Below are 18,041 nucleotides of genomic sequence, written 5' to 3' on the forward strand. Positions count from 1 at the left end.
CGCGCATATGGCTGTAAGCCACGGTTTAAAAGGCTTTGCTAGACATGGTTAAAAATTGATCAGGCGTGTATCGAGTTGTGTGCGTAACGGTTGCCGCCGCGGCGGCGTACGGGCATTCTGCTGGCAACTTTTTTCCCGATGCCCGCAAGGAGAACACCATGTCCGACACGCTGTTTATTACTGGCGCAACCTCAGGTTTCGGCGAGGCCTGTGCCCGTCGTTTTGCCCAAGCCGGCTGGAAACTGGTGCTCACCGGCCGTCGCGCCGACCGCTTGAATGCATTGGTGCAAGAGCTGTCAGAGCAGACCGAAGTGCACGGCCTGGTAGTGGATGTGCGTGACCGCAAGGGCATGGAAGAGGCGATCGCCAACCTGCCGCCGTCGTTCGCCAAGCTGCGCGGGCTGATCAACAACGCCGGGCTGGCCGTGGGCACCGACCCTGCGCCCAAGTGCGACCTCGACGATTGGGAGACCATGGTCGACACCAACATCAAGGGCCTGCTGACCACCACCAACCTGCTGCTGCCGCGTCTGATCGCCCACGGCCGTGGCGCCGGGATCATCAACCTCGGTTCCATCGCCGGCAACTACCCGTACCCGGGCAGCCATGTGTATGGCGGCTCCAAGGCGTTCGTGAAGCAGTTCTCGCTGAACCTGCGTTGCGACCTGCAAGGCACCGGCGTGCGTGTGACCAACATCGAGCCAGGCCTGTGTGAAAGCGAGTTTTCGCTGGTGCGCTTTGGTGGCGATCAGGCGCGGTATGACGCGACGTACGCGGGTGCCGAGCCGATCCAGCCGCAGGATATTGCCGACACCATCTTCTGGGTGATGAACACTCCAGCGCATGTGAACATCAACCGCCTGGAACTGATGCCAGTGAGCCAGACCTGGGCTGGGTTTGCCATTGAGCGTGGGGCCAAGTAAGGCTTTAAACCGCGCCGCCTGCTTCGCGAGCAAGCCCGCTCCCACAGGTTGACCGAGTACATCCTTCGAATGCGGTCAAGTGTGGGAGCGGGCTTGCTCGCGAAGGCGTCAAATCGGCCAAAATACGACATAAGGTACACTCCACCCGGTAAAACCCCTCCGCACTCTGTGGATTCAAGGTTTTGACGGGAGGAAATGTGAGTAACCGAGGTGAGCAGGCACTGCTCAAACAATCGACCATCCTGATGTTCGCAGTCGCGATCGCCGGGATTGTCACGGGTGTGGTATCCGGCGCCCAGTCCATTCTGTTCGACGGCTTTTTCTCGCTGATCGCCACCGCCATCAAGGTGCTGATGCTGATCACGGCCAAGCTGATCGCCAAGAAAAGCAACGAACGCTTCCAGTTCGGCTATTGGCACCTGGAGCCTATGGTGCTGTTGATCGAAGGCAGCTTCCTGTTGCTGATCGCCATCTACGCGTTTCTCAACGGTGTGTTCGGCATTATCAATGGCGGGCGCGAGATCGAGTTGGGGCTGGTGATCATCTACGCGGCGGTATTTACCGTGCTGGAATTCGCCTACTTCTTCTATGTGCGGTATCGCAATCGCACGCTGAAATCGTCGCTGATCCAGTTTGACAACATCAGTTGGCTAGTGGACGCCATGCTCTCGATCGGCTTGCTGATCAGCTTCCTGGCGGCGTTGTTGCTCAAGTCCCAGGGTTACGATGAGTGGGCGATGTATGTCGACCCGCTGATCCTGATCCTGCTGGCCCTGAGCATGCTGGCGCCGGCGTTCAAGATCCTGCGCCCGGCGTTGCGCGAGGTGCTGGGGATCGCCCCGGACCAGTTGGACGACAAGGTGCGCGAAGTGATGGACACGGCGCAGGCCAAGCATGGTTTCGCCGATTACGTGTCCTACGTGCAAAAGCACGGACGGGCACGGTTTATCGAGATTCATGTGGTGTTGCCGGCGGATTACCCGGTGGATAACGTGGCGACCCTGGATGGGCTGCGCGAAGAAATATCCACAGGGCTCGGCAAACCGGATGCGGCGCGCTGGTTGACCATCAGTTTTACCGGGGATCGCAAGTGGATTGCGTGAGGGGCAGATAGACCGGGGTGAAGCTTTCGCGAGCAAGCCCGCTCTCACATTCGACTGCATTTCAACGCTAGAGCGCAGTTAAATGTGGGCGCGGGCTTGCTCGCGAAGAGGCCCTGAAGATCAGCCCAGATGCTGGATCAGGCCCTGATAGCAAGTCGCCAAGTGATACGGCGTAGTTGACGGCATATCCCACCGACTCACCACTCCCTGGGCATCCAGGCATTCATTCCAGCCTTTGCTATGTAAAAAGTGTTGTTGCAGCGCCAGCAGTTGCCGCTGCAACACTGCCTCGCTACCCGGCCGCAATGTCAGTGCCCGCAGGTATTCCGCCTGGGCCCAGATGCGTTGGGTCCCGTCACGTACGCTGCCATCGAGGGCCAGCATGCCGCTGACAGCACCACTCAAGTTATCCACACCCTTGAGCTCGGCGTAGGCAAATGCCCGCGTCAACGAGGCATGCAACGGCGTACCGCGCAGGATGTCCGACGATTCCAGCAAGAAGAACCACTCGAACTGGTGGCCCGGTTCAAACCAGTTATCCACAGCACCCAGCGGTTTCTCCAGCATCACGCCATGCTGGCGGTCGATGAAGCGCTGCTGCATGGCCGTCGCCAACCCCAGCAATGCGGCTTGCACGTCGGCGTCTTCACGCACCGCGAGGGTGGCGAGGAAACCTTCGGCCAGGTGCATCAATGGGTTTTGCAGCGGGCCGGATTTGAGGGATGACCAGTTGCGCTCCAGTACCGCTTCGTAGAGGCCGTCGCCGCTGGAAAAGCGCTGGGCGACCACTGCCAGGGCGGCGTTGAGCACCGATTCCACCAACGGCTCGCGCACCTTGGCCCAGTAGTGGGCGCAGGCAAAAATAATGAAGGCGTGGGTGTAGAGGTCTTTGCGCTTGTCCAGTGGCTGCCCGGCCGGGTCGATGCTGTAGAACCAGCCGCCGTGCTCGGCGTCGTGGAAATGCCGTTGCAGAGAGCGGAACAACGCCGCCGCGCGCTCTTCGGCAAACGCTGCGCCGGGTTCGCCGATCAGGTTGGCAAACAGGTACAACTGCCGGGCGCACGCCATGGCACGGTAGCGCTGCGGGGGCAGCGGTTGGTGATCGGCGTCCAGCGCTTCATAGGGCAGCGCGAGGTCGGCATTCCAGCCTGGGCCTTGCCAGAGCGGCACGATCAAGGTGTGGAAGTGATTGAGCACGGCATTCAGGGCGGAGCTTGGAGCGGTGGGCATTGGCTGGCGTCGTCACGGCAGGGGTGTAGGCGCGCATGGTAGCAGGCTTGGGTTATCTGTTGTTTGTGCCGCCGCCTTCGCGAGCAAGCCCGCTCCCACATTCGAGCGCATTTCAAAGGTAGAACGCAGTTAAATGTGGGAGCGGGCTTGCTCGCGAAGAGGCCCGAATCAACGCCGCGAATCAGCCCACCAACAACCAGGCCCCCGTCGCCGCCGAAGCCGCCCCGGCAATCCGCACCAACGGCGCAGCCGCCGCCGGCAGGAAGCGCACCACGGAATACCCGGCCGCATGCAACACCGCTGTCGCCCCCACGAAACCTGCGGCATACGCCCACGGGCTGGACATGTCCGGCAGCTCCAAACCGTGCGCTACGCCATGAAACAAGGCGAACAAGGCTGTTGCACCGACGGCCATGAACAACGGCGGCCGTACCGCCAACGCTACCGCCAGGCCCAGGGCCAGCACCGAAGCGGCAATCCCGCTTTCCATCGCTGGCAATTGCATGCCTTCAAAGCCCAGCACGCCACCGAGCAACATGGTGCCGACAAAGGTGCACGGCAGTGCCCAGCGGGCCGCGCCTTGCTGTTGCGCGGCCCACAGACCGACCGCCAGCATCGCCAGCAAATGATCGAGGCCGCCCAGCGGGTGGCTGATCCCGGCGATCAAACCGTTGTCGCCATGCCCCGGATGGGCGAAGGCGAGGGCGGGGGCCAGCAGCAATGCGGCGGCGGTGAAGAGTTTTTTGAGGCTCATAAACAGGCTCCTTGTGGTTTATCAGGCAGCGGTCAGCAAGCCTTGGCGTTCGATGAAGGCGACGATTTCTTCCAGGCCCACACCGGTTTTCTGGTTGCTGAACACAAAGGGTTTGCCGTTGCGCATACGCGTGGTGTCGCTGTTCATCAACTCCAGCGACGCGCCGACCAGCGGCGCCAGGTCGATCTTGTTGATCACCAGCAGGTCGGACTTGCAAATACCCGGCCCACCCTTGCGCGGCAGCTTGTCGCCGGCGGACACATCGATCACGTAGATGGTCAGGTCCGACAGCTCCGGGCTGAAGGTGGCCGACAGATTGTCGCCGCCGGACTCCACCAGGATCAGGTCCAGGCCGGGAAAGCGGCGGTTGAGTTGGTCCACCGCTTCGAGGTTGATCGATGCATCTTCGCGGATTGCGGTGTGCGGGCAGCCGCCGGTTTCCACGCCAATGATGCGCTCGGGCGCGAGGGCCTGGTTGCGCACCAGGAAATCGGCGTCTTCGCGGGTATAGATGTCGTTGGTGACCACGGCCAGGTTGTAGCGATCGCGCAGCGCCAGGCACAGGGCGAGGGTCAGGGCGGTCTTGCCGGAACCTACCGGGCCGCCGATGCCGACGCGCAGAGGTTGTGTGTTCATGTAGTGCTTCTCCTAGGAACGGAACAGGCGGCTGTACTGGCGCTCGTGGGCCATGCACGCCAGGGACAGGCCGAACGCGGCGCTGCCGACATGGTTGGGGTCGATGTGGGTGGCGTCATGCTGGGCTTGTTGCAGCAACGGCAGCAGTTCGCTGGTCAGGCGTTGGGCGGCTTGTTGACCCAGGGGGAGGGTCTTCATCAGCACGGCCAACTGGTTTTCCAGCCAGCTCCACAGCCAGGCGGCGAGGGCATCGGCGGGGCTGATGGCCCAGGCGCGGGCGGCGAGGGCCCAGACCAGGGCGAGATGGGGTTCGGCACGTTGTTCAAGGAAGGCGCGCGCGCTGTCGTCCAGTTCGGGCAAGCCGTTGAGCAGTTGTTGCAGCGAATAACCCATCTGCCGGCTTTCTTGATGCAACTCGCGGGTCTCGCGGCTGGCGCGGTGCTCTTCACACAGGGTTGCCAGCATTGGCCAATTCTCCTGTGCCGCGGCGTGGCAATGGGCGAGCAGCAGCGGTGCTTCGAAGCGTGCCAGGTTGAGCAGCAACTGGTCACTGATCCAGCGTCTGGCGCTGCCCGCGTCATGCACCCGGCCGTTGTCCACGGCCATCTCCAGGCCCTGGGAGTAGCTGTAGCCACCAATCGGCAATTGCGGGCTGGCCAGACGCAGCAGCGCCCAGGCTGGGTTCATAGCCGCACGCCGAACTGGTGCAGCTTGGGCGGGTAGTTGAAATCTTCGTCGCCATGCCGTGAGTGGTGATGGCCGCCGCCGTAGGCGCCATGTTCCGGTTGGAACGGCGCTTCGATGGTCGCGGTGCTGGCCCCCAGTTGTTCGAGCATGGCCTTGAGCACGTAGTCATCAAGCAAGCGCAACCAGCCATCGCCGACTTGCAGCGCCACATGGCGGTTGCCCAGGTGATAGGCGGCGCGGGTCAGTTCAAAGGCACTGCTGCAGGTGACATGCAGCAGTTGTTCAGGACGGGCGCAGACGCGTACGACGCGTCCGTCTTCAGCCTGTAGGAATTCGCCGTCGTGCAGCGGTGGCTGACCGCGCTCCAGAAAAAGGCCGACGTCTTCACCGTCGGCACTGAAACAGCGCAGGCGGCTTTTACTGCGGGCTTCGAAATTCAGCAGCAACTCGGCGGCCCAGAGGGCTTGGGGGGCGATTCGGCGGTGGATCACCAGCATCAGAAGGCTTCCAGCAATGAGCGATGACAGTGCTAGAGCAAGGGGCTTGCCAACCCCGGGAGCGAGTAGGAATTGCCTGTAGGCAGGCACGATGGCGCCACGAAACAGGGCGCGGTGGGAATTTTGGTGTGCGCCGATGTGGTGCATTGATTGCTATAGCGCACTTGTTGCGGGCGTTTTGAGATTTTTCCTACATGGCTTGGGGATTCGCCGTTCAGGGTGTTGCAGGGTGATTGATTAGGCTTCGCGCCGTGTTTAATCCACTGCGACGTTCATCATGATCAAGTCATTTTTGTGTCTGGTTTTTATCAGCCTGTCTTTTTCCGTCTCTACCGCATCAGCCAATTTCCAGCCCCGCCCTATGTTCAGCAAGGCGGACATCAACAATGTGGTCGACCGCGCCCACGCGCTGTTGGGAACGCCCTATAAATATGGCGGAAACTCAGTGACGCAGGGCTTCGACTGCAGCAGTTTCCTGGTCTACCTGTTCAAGACCGAAGCGAATATCCAGCTGCCGCGCACCACGGCGGCGATGCACCGTTCGACGGCCGCGACCATCCCGCGCAATGCCTTGAAACCCGGCGATGCGGTGTTCTTCAGCGGCAACGGGCGTGGCCAGGTCAGCCATGTGGGCCTGTATATCGGTGAGGGCAAGTTCATCCATTCGCCGCGCACCGGCAAGACCGTGCGCATCGACTCGCTGAGCAACAACTACTGGAACAGGAACTACACGACTGCCAAGCGTTTCCACTCGGCGGGGTGACCGCGTTACTCGGTGCTGCCCAGCCCTTGCCAATGCTTGAGGCCGATAAAGATAAAGCGCAGCTGTTGGGTGATTTTTGCCTGGGGCGTGAGGTGCGCAGGCAGGGCCTGGGCGGGCGGGTCGATGATGTCGGGGAGGGTGGCGAACACACTTTTGACGATCAGGTCGGCCATCACGTGCAAGCCTTCGCCGTCCAGGTGTTGCAGCTTGGGCATCAATGTCAGGTCGGCGGCCAGGTCGCGGGTGATGTCTTCACGCAAGGCGCCAATGGCCTGGCGCACGGCCAGGCAGCCGCCGTATTGCTCGCGGGCGAGAAACAAAAATTGCGAACGGTTGGCGGCGACCACATCCAGGAAGATGCGCACCGAAGCATCGATAATGCCGCCCATCACGAATTCGTTGTGGCGCACCAGGCGGATGGTGGCGCGAAAGGTCTGGCCGACTTCACTGACCAACACGAGTCCAAGCTGGTCCATGTCGGCAAAGTGGCGATAGAAACCTGTAGGGACGATGCCGGCGGTCTTGGCCACTTCACGCAGGCTCAGGCTGCCGAACCCACGGCCACACTCCATCAGATGGCGAGCAGCGTCCATCAGGGCGAGGCGGGTCTGTTGCTTCTGTTCGGCGCGGGGCAGCATGGCGGGCGGGCTTAGTCGGCAAGTACAGCGACGCACTCTAGCAAACCAGCTCTGTTGGCGTCGAACTTGGCGGGGTACTGCGTGATGCGGTCTACAGGAAAGCAAAAGCCCGATCGACAGATCGGGCTTTTTTCTCGGCCACCACGGGCTTAGCTCTGGGCTTCGTGCAGTTCTTTCAGGCGATCAGCACCACCTTCGGCAAGACCTTGGGCGTAAGCGCGATCGTTTGCTTGTTCAGCACCACCTTCAGCGACGCCTTGGGTGTAGGCACGGTCGTTGGCTTGTTCAGCACCACCTTCGGCAACACCTTGGGTGTAAGCACGGTCGTTGGCTTGTTCAGCGCCGCCTTCAGCAATGCCTTTGGCGTAGTCACGGTTTTCTTCTTCTTGCGAGCCGCTGCGAGCCAGGGTCTGGCTGGACTGGACGGCTTGTGCTTTGTTCTGTGGGATGGCCTGTTCGGCAGCTGGCAGGGCGAAAGCGCTGGAAGCCAGGACGGACAACAGGACGGTAGCGAGTACTTGGCGTTTCATGATGGGTTGCTCCTTGGGAGGGCGATAAAGTGGGTACAGGGCTAATGCTACTCTTGATAACTCGATATAAAAGTTCATAAACACAATGGTAATAATCAACAGAATTGATTGTTCCAAGAGATGGCTCTAGACCGCACCTCTCAAGCCCGCGGTTTTGCACCGGGGTGGGTATTTTCGACACGTGCACGGGTAACAATGGTGCGCCGACGTAGGGATAAATCTGTCTAGATGGTCAGAAAAACGCCTTTTTCCTGGCAAATGGCCGATCCGGTTAAACCCCCGCGCGGTTTGCCAGTCGTAGTCCTATAAGCTGTCTTAAACGGCTGTCACCCAGCCGGTCGTATTCAGGAGTCCTGTGCAATGACGCGCACGCGCAAAATCGTCGCTTGGAGCTGTACCAGCTTCGTTCTATTAATCGCCGTGGCGGTGCTGGTGCTGGTGTTCTTCGACTGGAACCGCCTCAAGCCGCAGATCAACGCCAAGGTCTCCGAAGAACTGCACCGCCCGTTCGCCATCAACGGCAACCTGGCAGTGGTGTGGGCGCGTGAACCCGATGAAGGCGGCTGGCGCGCCTGGGTGCCTTGGCCGCACGTGATCGCCGAAGACCTGAGCCTTGGCAACCCCGACTGGTCAAAAAAACCGCAGATGGTCAGCCTCAAAAAGGTCGAGCTGCGCATCTCGCCCCTGGCCTTGCTGGTGCAGCGCGTGGTGATCCCGCGTATCGATCTCACCGAGCCGAGCGCCGAGTTGCAGCGCCTGGCCGACGGCCGCGCCAACTGGACTTTCAAGTTCGACCCTAAAGACCCCAACGCCGAGCCCTCCAACTGGGTTGTAGACATCGGCGCCATCGGCTTCGACAAGGGCTACGTGACCCTCGACGACCAAACCCTCAAGACCCAACTCGACGTGATCATCGATCCCCTGGGCAAACCCATCCCCTTCGGCGAAATCGTCGGCGAGGCCGATGCGAAGAAGGCCCTGGAAAAAGGCTCGGCGCCCCAGGACTACGCGTTCGCGCTCAAGGTCAAAGGCCAGTACCACGGCCAGAAACTCGACGGCACCGGCAAGATCGGCGGCCTGCTCGCCTTGCAGGACGCGGCAAAGCCATTCCCGCTGCAAGCCCAGGTCAGGATTGCTGACACCAGCATCGCCCTGGCCGGCACCCTGACCGACCCTCTCAACCTCGGCGCCCTCGACCTGCGCCTGAAACTCGCCGGCGCCAGCCTCGGCAATCTGTACCCGCTGACCGGCGTGACCCTGCCGGACTCGCCGGCCTACTCCACCGACGGCCGCCTGATCGCCAAGCTGCACGAGGCCAGCGGCGCATCATTCAGCTACGACAACTTCAACGGCAAGATCGGCAACAGCGACATCCACGGCAACCTCGCCTATGTCGCCAGCCAGCCACGCCCCAAGCTGAGCGGCGCGCTGGTGTCCAACCAACTGCTGATGACCGACCTCGCACCGCTGATCGGCGCCGACTCCAACGCCAAGCAAAAGGCCCGTGGCGGCGAAAGCAAACAGCCCGCGACCAAAGTGCTGCCGGTGGAAGAGTTCCGCACCGAACGCTGGCGTGACATGGATGCCGACGTGGAATTCACCGGCAAACGCATCGTGCACAGCGCCGAATTGCCCTTCACCGACCTCTACACCCACGTGTTACTCAACGATGGCCAACTCAGCCTCGAACCCCTGCGCTTCGGCGTGGCTGGCGGCAAGCTCGACGCGCAGATCCGCCTGAACGGGCGCATCACGCCCATGGAAGGCCGCGCCAAACTCACGGCGCGCAACTTCAAGCTCAAGCAACTGTTCCCGACCTTCGAACCGATGAAAACCAGCTTCGGCGAACTCAACGGCGACGCCGATATCGCCGGGCGCGGCAACTCCGTAGCGGCGCTGCTGGGCAGTTCCAACGGTGACCTGAAGATGCTGATCAACGACGGCGCGATCAGCCGTGGCCTGATGGAAATCGCCGGGCTCAACGTCGGTAACTACGTGGTCGGCCGCCTGTTCGGCGACAAGGAAGTGAAGATCAACTGCGCCGCGGCGGACTTCGGCGTCAAGAACGGCCTGGCGACCACGCGCTTGTTTGTGTTCGATACCGAGAACGCGATCATCTACATCGATGGCACCGCCAACATGGCCACCGAGCAACTGGACCTGATCATCACCCCGGAATCCAAGGGCTTTCGCCTGTTCTCCCTGCGGTCACCGTTGTACGTCAACGGGCCGTTCATCAAGCCCAACGCTGGCGTGAAGGCGGTCCCACTGATGTTGCGCGGCGCGGGCATGGTGGCTTTGGGCGTGATCGTTGCCCCGGCGGCCGGCTTGCTGGCGCTGGTGGCACCCAGCGGCGATGTGCCGAACCAGTGCGCGCCGTTGTTGCAGCAGATGAAAGAGGGCAAGGCGCCGAAAACGGTGAAGGGCTAACGGCACAAACCGAAGCCAAAAATGTGGGAGCGGGCTTGCCCGCGAATGCGGTGTGTCAGCCACATGTAAGTGGACTGATACTCCGGATTCGCGAGCAAGCCCGCTCCCACACTGTTAGGTGTTGCCTGTTAGAGACCTTGCAGAATATCCGCCATGTCATCGGCGTGTTCTTCTTCCTGGGCCAGGATGTCTTCGAAGATCCGGCGTGTGGTCGGGTCTTTATCACCGATGTACTGGATGATCTCGCGGTAGCTGTCCACCGCAATCCGTTCTGCTACCAGATCTTCGTAGACCATTTCCTTCAGGTCCTTGCCGGCCACGTACTGCGCGTGGGAGTTCTTCGACAGCAGGTCCGGGTTGAACTCCGGCTCACCGCCCAACTGCACGATGCGCTCGGCGAGTTTGTCGGCGTGTTCGGCTTCCTGGGTGGCGTGTTCGAGGAACTCATCGGCGGCGACGGAGGCCTTGAGGCCGCTGGCCATGAAGTAATGACGCTTGTAGCGCAGCACGCAGACCAGCTCCGTGGCCAGCGACGCGTTGAGCAGGCGGATGATTTCTTCGCGGTCGGCGTCATACCCTTCGGTCACGGCGCCATTTTCGACGTTTTGGCGCGCGCGGCTGCGCAGGGTTGCAACGTCTGTCAGGTGTGCTTCAGTCATCTCAATCTCCTGGTGCTAATCCGGTTTTGCGCCACGCTCTGTCGGCGTGATCGCTCGAAGTTGTGAGTCCCGGACCAAGCAAAAAGTTTTATCGGATTTACCCCGGGCGTCATCAGCGCGACTTGAGGCTGGGTTAGGCTGGCGCTCAAGTGATCAGGTTCGAGGACGTTCGCACCATGCCGCAGTCGTTAGCCACGCGTTACCCCCTGGTCCTGGTGCCCGGCATGCTTGGGTTTGTGCGTTTGGGGTGGTTCCCGTACTGGTACGGTATCGTCCCGGCATTGCGCGCGGGTGGCGCGCAGGTGTTTGCGGTGCAAGTGGCGCCGCTGGACTCCAGCGAGGTGCGCGGCGAGCAGTTGCTGGTGCAGATCGAGCGTATTCGCCGGGAGACCGGCGCCGACAAGGTCAACCTGATCGGTCATAGCCAGGGTTCGTTGACCGCCCGTTATGCCGCGGCCCAGCGTCCGGAATGGGTGGCCTCGGTGACCTCGGTGGCCGGGCCGAACCATGGCTCGGAACTGGCCGACCATATCCAGGTTCATTACCCCATTGACGGCGTGAAAGGGCGGATCATCAGCGCCCTGTTTCATCTGGCGGCGTGGGTAATGGGTGCGCTGGAAACCGGCTATCGCGGGCCGCGCTTCAAGGCGGATTTACAGGCCTCCCACCATTCCCTGACCAGCGCCGGGGTGGCGCTGTTCAATCGTCAGTACCCGCAAGGATTGCCCGAGACCTGGGGCGGGCACGGCGATGAGGTGGTCAACGGGGTGCGTTATTACTCGTGGTCCGGCACCTTGCAGCCGGGCATCACCGACCGCGGCCGCAACCTGTTCGATGGCACGAACCGCAGCTGTCGCCTGTTCGCCCGCAGCTTTGTTCGTGAGAAGGGCCAGTGCGACGGCATGGTCGGGCGCTACAGTTCACACTTGGGGCTGGTGATCGGTGATGACTTTCCGTTGGACCACTTTGACATCGTCAACCAGTCCCTCGGCCTGGTGGGCAAGGGGGCCGAGCCGATCCGGTTGTTTACCGAACATGCCCAAAGGCTCAAGGCCGCCGGGGTCTAAACAGTTGACTCGGTCCAATTGTGGGCTTGCTCGCGAAAGCGGCGGGTCGGCAGCAAATCTGGCGACTGTTACACCGTATTCGCGAGCAAGCCCGCTCCCACACAAGCCCGCTCCCACATTTTGATCGCGTTCAGGCCGCTCTGACCGGCGTGGTCCAGCGCTCCGACAAAATCACCCCGCCCAGTGTCAGCACGCCCCCCACCAAGTGATACAGCGCCAGCTCTTCCTTTAGCACCACCGCCGCAATCAGCGCCGTGATCAACGGCAGCAAATTGAAAAACAGCGTGGTTCGGCTTGGTCCCAGGGTCTTCACCGAGTGCATCCACGCCAGCGGCGCCAGCATCGAAGCCAGTAGGCAGGCGTACAACACCAGCGGAATATTCGCCCAGCCCAGCCCGGCCTTTTCCGAGAACACGAACAGTGGAAACAGCACCACCACCGCCACCAGCACCTGCAAGTACAGCAACACCAGTGGCGGCAGGCGCAGTTGCCATTTTTTCAGCAAGGTGCTGTAGACCGCGTAGGCCAGGGTGGCGACCAGCATCATCGCATCGCCCAGGTTGACCCCATGCTGCAGCAACGCACCAAGACTGCCGGACGACACCACCACGACCACCCCGGCAAACGACAGCACGGCCCCCGTGAGCGCGCCGTAGGTCAGGCGCTGGCCGAGGCTGATGATTGCCGCGGTGAGCGCCATCAGTGGCATCAGCGACAGGATGATGCCCATGTTGGTCGCCGTGGTCAGCGACGCGGCGTAGTACGCCAGGCTTTGGTACACCGCCATGCCCAGCACGCCAAGGATGCCGATCTTGCCCAGGTTCGGGCGGATCTGCGCCCAGTGGGCGAGCACCGGTTTGAGCATGAACGGGGTAAACAGCAGCGCCGCCAGCAGCCAGCGGTAAAAGCCGATCTCCGAGGGGAAGATCGAACCCACGGCCAACTTGTTGACCACGGTGTTGCCGGCCCAAATGAAGATGGCCAGCAGGGGATACGCGTATTGCATTGAAAGAAACCAGGTGTGTTGATGAGGGGCGATTATCCCTTGTCTGGATCGCAGCCTATACTGCGATCCGGACAAATGACTGATGTATCCAGACAACATGGCCAAGCACAACGTACGCCTCCCGGATTTCCCCCAACTGCCGAGCCCGGTGTACTTCCGCTATTCGGATTTTGCCCCCGACACCGAATGCACCCCGCACCGGCACGGCTGGGGTTCGCTGGATTACTCCGCCAGCGGCGTGATGCGTATGGAAGTGGCCGGCAATCGCTTTATGTCGCCACCGCAGTACGCGGTGTGGGTGCCGCCGCACACCGAGCACAGTTCTTATAACGCCGAGGCGATTGTCTACCACTCGGTGGGGCTGGCTCCGGCGCTCTGCGCGCAACTGCCGCAGCAACCCTGCACCCTGGCGATCAGCGACATCCTCAAGGCAATACTCAGCGACTTCGCCCGGCGCGACGTGAACATCCCGCAGAGCGAAGCCGACATCCGCCTGGCCCAGGTGCTGGTGGACCAACTCAAGCAGGCGCCGATCCACAATTGTTTCTTGCCCTACGCCCGCCACCCCGGCCTGCTCGGTGTGCTCGAAGGCATGCAGGCCGACCCCGGCGACAACCGCCCGCTGGCCCACTGGGCGGCGCACGTGCACGTCAGCGAACGCACCCTGGCGCGCCAGTTCGTGCGCGAGTTGGGCATGAGCTTTGGCGAATGGCGCCAGCGTCTGCGCTACCTTGCGGCTATCGAGGCGCTAAACAGCGAACACAGCGTGCAACACGTGGCCTTCGACCTGGGCTACAGCACTGCCTCGGCCTTTATTGCGATGTTCCAACGCCACGCCGGTTGCACCCCGGAGCAGTACCGGCGGACCACGATTCGTGGTGGGTGAAGATGTAACAGGGTTTGACTACACTGCAGGGTAGGCCGTGCCCCTCGGTACGGTAACAGGGAGAAAACTCCATGAAGATGCTGCGAATTCCGTTGTTGATGATGGGCCTGCTGCTGTGTTCCCAGGGCTTTGCCGCCACCGCCCAGCAAAACAAGATGACCACGTGCAACGCCGAAGCCACCACCAAGACCCTCAAGGGTGACGAACGCAAGGCGTTCATGAAAACCTGCCTGTCGGCCCCGGCGGCCAATGACGCCAAGACCCTGACGCCGCAGCAGCAGAAGATGAAAGACTGCAATGCCTCGGCGAAGACCAAGGCGCTGACTGGCGATGCGCGCAAGACCTTTATGAGCACTTGCCTCAAAGGCAACTGACAGCGCACATACCCTGTGGGAGCGGGCTTGCTCGCGAAAGCGGTGGGTCAGTCAACAAATCTGGCGACTGATACACCGCTTTCGCGAGCAAGCCCGCTCCCACATTGACGGTGTTCACGATTTTCAGAGCTCTCGCTTGATTCCCTCAAGGCTGGCAGACTGCCCATCCTTTAACGCCGTTTGTTTTGAGGCTGTATGCCAACGTTTTCTCAGCGTCCTGTGTTGTTGCTGGCCAGCTACATCATCATTTTCGGCGGTTTGCTGCTGGTGCTGCCGCTCAAGCTGCTGCCCAGCCTGTTGGCTGGCCTGTTGGTGTATGAACTGGTCAACATGCTCACCCCCCAACTGCAACGGCTGATCGAAGGCCGGCGTGCGCGCTGGTTGGCGGTGGCCTTGCTCGGCACTTTGATCGTCAGCGTGCTGACCCTGATTTTTGCCGGTGCCATCAGCTTCCTGCTCCACGAAGCGGAAAACCCCGGGGCTTCCCTCGACAAATTCATGGGCGTGGTTGATCGCGCACGCGGCCAATTGCCGCCGTTTATCGACGCCTACCTGCCCGCCAGTGCCGCCGAATTCCGCGTGGCCATCGGCGACTGGATGAGCAAGCACCTGAGCGAACTGCAGTTGGTCGGCAAAGACGCCGCCCACATGTTCGTCACCCTGCTGATCGGCATGGTGCTCGGCGCGATCATCGCCCTACAGCGCGTGCCCGACCTGACCAAACGCAAACCCCTGGCCGCCGCGCTGTTCGACCGCCTGCACCTGTTGGTCCAGGCCTTTCGCAACATCGTCTTCGCCCAGATCAAGATCGCTGCGCTCAACACCGCCTTCACGGCGGTCTTCCTCGCCGTGGTGCTGCCGTTGTGCGGGATTCACCTGCCGCTGACCAAAACCCTGATCGTGCTGACTTTCCTGCTGGGCCTGCTGCCGGTGATCGGCAACCTGATGTCCAACACGCTGATCACCATCGTCGCGCTGTCGCTGTCGATCTGGGTGGCGGTGGCGGCGCTGGGCTATTTGATCGTGATCCACAAGGTCGAGTACTTCCTCAACGCGCGGATCGTCGGCGGGCAGATCAGTGCCAAGTCGTGGGAGTTGTTGCTGGCGATGCTGGTGTTCGAGGCGGCGTTCGGCTTGCCCGGTGTGGTGGCGGGGCCGATTTATTATGCGTATCTCAAAAGTGAGCTGAAGCTTGGGGGGATGGTTTAAGGATTGTGTTGCCTGGGCTGGCCTCTTCGCGAGCAAGCCCGCTCCCACGCTGACTGTGTTCACAAGTCTAAATGTGTAAACACCGTAAATGTGGGAGCGGGCTTGCTCGCGAAGGGCGCGCCGCAGTCTTTCAGCTAAAACTCAGTAGCCGTACCGCTTGCTCGCCTCAATCGCCAGACCACTGCCGATACTGCCAAAGATATTGCCTTCCACATGCCGCGCCTTCGGCAACATCGCCGAGATGCTGTGGCGCAGTGCCGGAATCCCGCTGGAACCGCCGGTAAAGAACACCGTGTCCACCTGCGCCACGCTCACCGAAGCGTCGTTGAGCAACTGCGTCACGCTACCGCGCACACGCTCCAGCAAGGTATCGATGGACGACTCGAACAGTGCGCGGCTCAGGTCTACGCTCAGGCCTGGTTCGATGCGGTCCAGCGCGACGTGGCGGCTGTCTTCGTGGGTCAGTTGGATCTTGGTTTCTTCCACTTCCATGGCCAACCAGTGCCCGGCGCGCTGTTCGATCAACTTGAACAGGCGGTCGATGCCGCCGGTGTCTTCGATGTCGTAGCGCATGCTGCCCAGGGCCAACTGGGACTTTTGCGAGTACACCGAGTTGATGGTGTGCCAGGTCGCCAGGTTCATGTGGTGGCTGGTGGGCATGTAGGCGCCGCTCTTCATGCGGCTGCCGTAGCCGAACAGCGGCATCATGCCGTTCAGCGAGAGCTGTTTGTCGAAGTCGGTCCCGCCGATGTGCACGCCGCCGGTGGCGAGGATGTCGCTCTGGCGGTTGTCGTTGTGGCGGCGGTCCGGCGACAGGCGCACGAGGGAAAAGTCAGACGTACCACCGCCGATATCGACGATCAGTACCAGCTCTTCCTTCTGGATGGTGGACTCGTAGTCGAACGCGGCCGCGATGGGCTCGTACTGGAACGAAATGTCCTTGAAGCCGATCTTGCGCGCCACGTCCACCAGGGTGTTCTCGGCTTCCTGGTCGGCCATCGGGTCGTCATCGACGAAAAATACCGGGCGGCCCAGCACCACTTCTTCAAACTCACGGCCCGCGTTGGCTTCGGCGCGGCTCTTGAGCTGGCCGATAAACAGCGCCAGCAGGTCGGTGAACGGCATCGCGGTGCCGAGCACGCTGGTGTCGTGCTTGATCAGCTTGGACCCCAACAGGCTCTTGAGCGAGCGCATCAGGCGGCCTTCGTAGTTTTCCAGGTACTCGTGCAGCGCCAGGCGACCGTACACCGGGCGGCGTTCCTCGAAGTTGAAGAACACCACCGACGGCAGGGTGATCTTGTCGTCCTCCAGCGCAATAAGCGTCTCCTCGCCGGGGCGGATCCAGCCGACGGTGGAGTTGGACGTGCCAAAGTCGATGCCGCAGGCACGGGCTGGGGATGGGTTGTTCATGTCTATCGGGTTCCGGTCGAAAAACGGCCGCGCAGTGTATGCCAGTCGGCGGCGGATGCGTAGGCCGGCTATCTGTAAATACGCCTTGAAAGTGCGGGATTCGCCCCCACATCTGCTGCATACGGTGAATGCCGATAACACTTTGACGCACCCCCTGGCCACAAGACTCAACAGGTGCAAAGCTGCGCACGTTGTGCCCCGGGCTGTGCGATCTCGATTAAGGATGGTGAACCGCCGATGGATTTCAAAGACTACTACAAGATATTGGGCGTAGAGCCGACGGCCGACGACAAGGAAATCAAGGCGGCCTACCGCAAGCTCGCGCGTAAATATCACCCCGACGTAAGCAAGGAAAAAGACGCCGAAGCCAAGTTCAAGGACGCGTCCGAAGCCTACGAAGCGCTCAAGAGCGCCGACAAGCGCGCCGAATACGACGAGCTGCGCAAATACGGCCAGCATGGCCAACCGTTCCAGGGGCCACCGGGCTGGCAGAGCCGTGGCGGCTTTGGCGGCGGTGGCGGCGGCGAGGACTTCTCGGACTTCTTCAGCTCGATCTTCGGTTCGCGCGGCGACGGTTTCGGCGGCGGTCAGCGCCGTCCTGCCGGGCGCAAGGGCCAGGACGTGGAGATGCAGCTGTCGGTGTTCCTGGAAGAGACACTCTCTACCGAGTCCAAGCAAATCAGCTTCCAGGTGCCGCAATACGACGCCTCGGGCCGTCATGTGAGCAACACCACCAAGAGCCTGAACGTGAAGATCCCCGCCGGCGTCGCCGACGGTGAGCGCATTCGGCTCAAGGGCCAGGGTGCCCCGGGCATTGGCGGTGGTGCCAACGGTGATCTGTACCTGATCATCAAGTTCGCGCCGCATCCGAAGTTTGAGGTCGATGGCGAAAACCTGATCATCAACCTGCCGCTGGCGCCGTGGGAGTTGGCGTTGGGTGCGGAAGTTGCGGTGCCGACCCTCACCGGCAAGATCAACCTCAAGGTGCCTGCCGGCAGCCAGAACGGCCAGCGCATGCGTGCCAAGGGCCATGGGTTGCTGAACAAGAGCGGGCAACGCGGTTATCTGTTTATCCAGCTCAAGGCCGTGATGCCTAAGACGGCCGACGACGAGACAGTCTCCCTGTGGCAGGAACTGGCTAAAAAAGCCGCGTTCAACCCTCGCGAGAATTTCTGAGGCATCGAGCGCCGCGCTAACTATCTAGCGCGGGCTGCTCCGTCGGGCATGGTGTGCTGACGC

General features: G+C 61.6%; 19 protein-coding genes. 9 read left to right on the forward strand and 10 right to left on the reverse strand.

What is annotated here, in order from left to right; all coding sequences use genetic code 11:
* Positions 1 to 158 precede the first annotated feature (158 nt).
* Entirely contained in the window at positions 159 to 923 is a 765-nt protein-coding gene (locus LIY36_RS10465) for an SDR family oxidoreductase (RefSeq protein WP_192300241.1), read from the forward strand.
* Between the two features lie 197 nt (positions 924 to 1,120).
* Entirely contained in the window at positions 1,121 to 2,026 is a 906-nt protein-coding gene (locus LIY36_RS10470; RefSeq protein ID WP_226455625.1) for a cation diffusion facilitator family transporter, read from the forward strand.
* A 120-nt stretch (positions 2,027 to 2,146) separates the two neighbouring features.
* On the opposite strand, the gene LIY36_RS10475 is transcribed toward LIY36_RS10470, so the two are convergent.
* The 5 genes from LIY36_RS10475 to ureE form a co-directional block, all read right to left on the reverse strand.
* Complete coding sequence (locus tag LIY36_RS10475; protein WP_226455626.1) at positions 2,147 to 3,256, reverse strand: AGE family epimerase/isomerase; 1,110 nt, start codon at positions 3,254 to 3,256, stop codon at positions 2,147 to 2,149.
* Positions 3,257 to 3,437: 181 nt separating this feature from the next.
* Complete coding sequence (locus tag LIY36_RS10480) at positions 3,438 to 4,010, reverse strand: HupE/UreJ family protein (RefSeq protein ID WP_226455627.1); 573 nt, start codon at positions 4,008 to 4,010, stop codon at positions 3,438 to 3,440.
* 21 nt (positions 4,011 to 4,031) lie between these two features.
* A complete protein-coding gene (gene ureG / locus LIY36_RS10485) occupies positions 4,032 to 4,646 on the reverse strand; it encodes an urease accessory protein UreG (RefSeq protein ID WP_017737493.1) in 615 nt (204 codons plus the stop codon).
* 12 nt (positions 4,647 to 4,658) lie between these two features.
* A complete protein-coding gene (locus LIY36_RS10490) occupies positions 4,659 to 5,333 on the reverse strand; it encodes an urease accessory protein UreF (RefSeq protein ID WP_226455628.1) in 675 nt (224 codons plus the stop codon).
* The gene (gene ureE / locus LIY36_RS10495) at positions 5,330 to 5,830 is read right to left on the reverse strand and encodes an urease accessory protein UreE (RefSeq protein WP_192300236.1); all 501 of its coding nucleotides are present in this window, start codon (positions 5,828 to 5,830) and stop codon (positions 5,330 to 5,332) included. The genes LIY36_RS10490 and ureE overlap by 4 nt, the downstream gene beginning before the upstream one ends.
* A gap of 277 nt (positions 5,831 to 6,107) precedes the next feature.
* On the opposite strand from ureE, the gene LIY36_RS10500 reads away from it, so the two are divergent.
* Entirely contained in the window at positions 6,108 to 6,593 is a 486-nt protein-coding gene (locus LIY36_RS10500) for a C40 family peptidase (RefSeq protein WP_226455629.1), read from the forward strand.
* A gap of 5 nt (positions 6,594 to 6,598) precedes the next feature.
* Here LIY36_RS10500 and LIY36_RS10505 read toward each other — a convergent pair whose 3' ends face one another.
* Both LIY36_RS10505 and LIY36_RS10510 read right to left on the reverse strand, forming a co-directional pair.
* On the reverse strand, positions 6,599 to 7,231 hold the full coding sequence (locus LIY36_RS10505; RefSeq protein WP_192300234.1) for a TetR family transcriptional regulator: 633 nt from the start codon (positions 7,229 to 7,231) through the stop codon (positions 6,599 to 6,601).
* A 149-nt stretch (positions 7,232 to 7,380) separates the two neighbouring features.
* Entirely contained in the window at positions 7,381 to 7,761 is a 381-nt protein-coding gene (locus tag LIY36_RS10510; protein WP_192300233.1) for a hypothetical protein, read from the reverse strand.
* A 360-nt stretch (positions 7,762 to 8,121) separates the two neighbouring features.
* On the opposite strand from LIY36_RS10510, the gene LIY36_RS10515 reads away from it, so the two are divergent.
* Positions 8,122 to 10,191 (forward strand): AsmA family protein, encoded by a 2,070-nt coding sequence (locus LIY36_RS10515; RefSeq protein WP_226455630.1) that lies wholly within the window; start codon positions 8,122 to 8,124, stop codon positions 10,189 to 10,191.
* Between the two features lie 128 nt (positions 10,192 to 10,319).
* On the opposite strand, the gene LIY36_RS10520 is transcribed toward LIY36_RS10515, so the two are convergent.
* A complete protein-coding gene (locus LIY36_RS10520; RefSeq protein ID WP_192300231.1) occupies positions 10,320 to 10,850 on the reverse strand; it encodes a ferritin-like domain-containing protein in 531 nt (176 codons plus the stop codon).
* A gap of 176 nt (positions 10,851 to 11,026) precedes the next feature.
* Here LIY36_RS10520 and LIY36_RS10525 point away from each other — a divergent pair, with 176 nt between their 5' ends.
* Entirely contained in the window at positions 11,027 to 11,917 is an 891-nt protein-coding gene (locus LIY36_RS10525; protein ID WP_226455631.1) for an esterase/lipase family protein, read from the forward strand.
* Positions 11,918 to 12,047: 130 nt separating this feature from the next.
* Here LIY36_RS10525 and LIY36_RS10530 read toward each other — a convergent pair whose 3' ends face one another.
* The gene (locus tag LIY36_RS10530) at positions 12,048 to 12,923 is read right to left on the reverse strand and encodes a DMT family transporter (protein WP_226455632.1); all 876 of its coding nucleotides are present in this window, start codon (positions 12,921 to 12,923) and stop codon (positions 12,048 to 12,050) included.
* Between the two features lie 97 nt (positions 12,924 to 13,020).
* On the opposite strand from LIY36_RS10530, the gene LIY36_RS10535 reads away from it, so the two are divergent.
* From LIY36_RS10535 to LIY36_RS10545, 3 genes are all read left to right on the forward strand, one after another.
* Positions 13,021 to 13,809: an AraC family transcriptional regulator gene (locus tag LIY36_RS10535; protein ID WP_226455709.1), complete on the forward strand. Its 789-nt coding sequence runs from the start codon at positions 13,021 to 13,023 to the stop codon at positions 13,807 to 13,809.
* Positions 13,810 to 13,880: 71 nt separating this feature from the next.
* Positions 13,881 to 14,183, forward strand: a complete 303-nt coding sequence (locus LIY36_RS10540; RefSeq protein ID WP_226455633.1) for a PsiF family protein — start codon at positions 13,881 to 13,883, stop codon at positions 14,181 to 14,183.
* A gap of 195 nt (positions 14,184 to 14,378) precedes the next feature.
* Positions 14,379 to 15,392 (forward strand): AI-2E family transporter, encoded by a 1,014-nt coding sequence (locus LIY36_RS10545; protein WP_192300227.1) that lies wholly within the window; start codon positions 14,379 to 14,381, stop codon positions 15,390 to 15,392.
* Positions 15,393 to 15,533: 141 nt separating this feature from the next.
* Here LIY36_RS10545 and LIY36_RS10550 read toward each other — a convergent pair whose 3' ends face one another.
* Positions 15,534 to 16,802, reverse strand: coding sequence for an Hsp70 family protein (locus LIY36_RS10550; RefSeq protein WP_226455634.1), 1,269 nt, complete (start codon positions 16,800 to 16,802; stop codon positions 15,534 to 15,536).
* Positions 16,803 to 17,039: 237 nt separating this feature from the next.
* On the opposite strand from LIY36_RS10550, the gene LIY36_RS10555 reads away from it, so the two are divergent.
* Positions 17,040 to 17,978 (forward strand): DnaJ C-terminal domain-containing protein, encoded by a 939-nt coding sequence (locus LIY36_RS10555; RefSeq protein WP_226455635.1) that lies wholly within the window; start codon positions 17,040 to 17,042, stop codon positions 17,976 to 17,978.
* Positions 17,979 to 18,041 lie beyond the last annotated feature (63 nt).

The organism is Pseudomonas sp. AF03-9 (genome assembly GCF_020515815.1).
Lineage (GTDB): Bacteria > Pseudomonadota > Gammaproteobacteria > Pseudomonadales > Pseudomonadaceae > Aquipseudomonas.

Coding starts and splice junctions, on each gene's coding strand:
- LIY36_RS10465 (WP_192300241.1), top strand. CDS start 159: ATGTCCGACACGCTGTTTATTACTGGCGCAACCTCAGGTTTCGGCGAG.
- LIY36_RS10475 (WP_226455626.1), bottom strand. CDS start 3,256: ATGCCCACCGCTCCAAGCTCCGCCCTGAATGCCGTGCTCAATCACTTC.
- LIY36_RS10480 (WP_226455627.1), bottom strand. CDS start 4,010: ATGAGCCTCAAAAAACTCTTCACCGCCGCCGCATTGCTGCTGGCCCCC.
- ureG (WP_017737493.1), bottom strand. CDS start 4,646: ATGAACACACAACCTCTGCGCGTCGGCATCGGCGGCCCGGTAGGTTCC.
- LIY36_RS10490 (WP_226455628.1), bottom strand. CDS start 5,333: ATGAACCCAGCCTGGGCGCTGCTGCGTCTGGCCAGCCCGCAATTGCCG.
- ureE (WP_192300236.1), bottom strand. CDS start 5,830: ATGCTGGTGATCCACCGCCGAATCGCCCCCCAAGCCCTCTGGGCCGCC.
- LIY36_RS10500 (WP_226455629.1), top strand. CDS start 6,108: ATGATCAAGTCATTTTTGTGTCTGGTTTTTATCAGCCTGTCTTTTTCC.
- LIY36_RS10505 (WP_192300234.1), bottom strand. CDS start 7,231: ATGCTGCCCCGCGCCGAACAGAAGCAACAGACCCGCCTCGCCCTGATG.
- LIY36_RS10510 (WP_192300233.1), bottom strand. CDS start 7,761: ATGAAACGCCAAGTACTCGCTACCGTCCTGTTGTCCGTCCTGGCTTCC.
- LIY36_RS10515 (WP_226455630.1), top strand. CDS start 8,122: ATGACGCGCACGCGCAAAATCGTCGCTTGGAGCTGTACCAGCTTCGTT.
- LIY36_RS10520 (WP_192300231.1), bottom strand. CDS start 10,850: ATGACTGAAGCACACCTGACAGACGTTGCAACCCTGCGCAGCCGCGCG.
- LIY36_RS10525 (WP_226455631.1), top strand. CDS start 11,027: ATGCCGCAGTCGTTAGCCACGCGTTACCCCCTGGTCCTGGTGCCCGGC.
- LIY36_RS10530 (WP_226455632.1), bottom strand. CDS start 12,923: ATGCAATACGCGTATCCCCTGCTGGCCATCTTCATTTGGGCCGGCAAC.
- LIY36_RS10535 (WP_226455709.1), top strand. CDS start 13,021: ATGGCCAAGCACAACGTACGCCTCCCGGATTTCCCCCAACTGCCGAGC.
- LIY36_RS10540 (WP_226455633.1), top strand. CDS start 13,881: ATGAAGATGCTGCGAATTCCGTTGTTGATGATGGGCCTGCTGCTGTGT.
- LIY36_RS10545 (WP_192300227.1), top strand. CDS start 14,379: ATGCCAACGTTTTCTCAGCGTCCTGTGTTGTTGCTGGCCAGCTACATC.
- LIY36_RS10550 (WP_226455634.1), bottom strand. CDS start 16,802: ATGAACAACCCATCCCCAGCCCGTGCCTGCGGCATCGACTTTGGCACG.
- LIY36_RS10555 (WP_226455635.1), top strand. CDS start 17,040: ATGGATTTCAAAGACTACTACAAGATATTGGGCGTAGAGCCGACGGCC.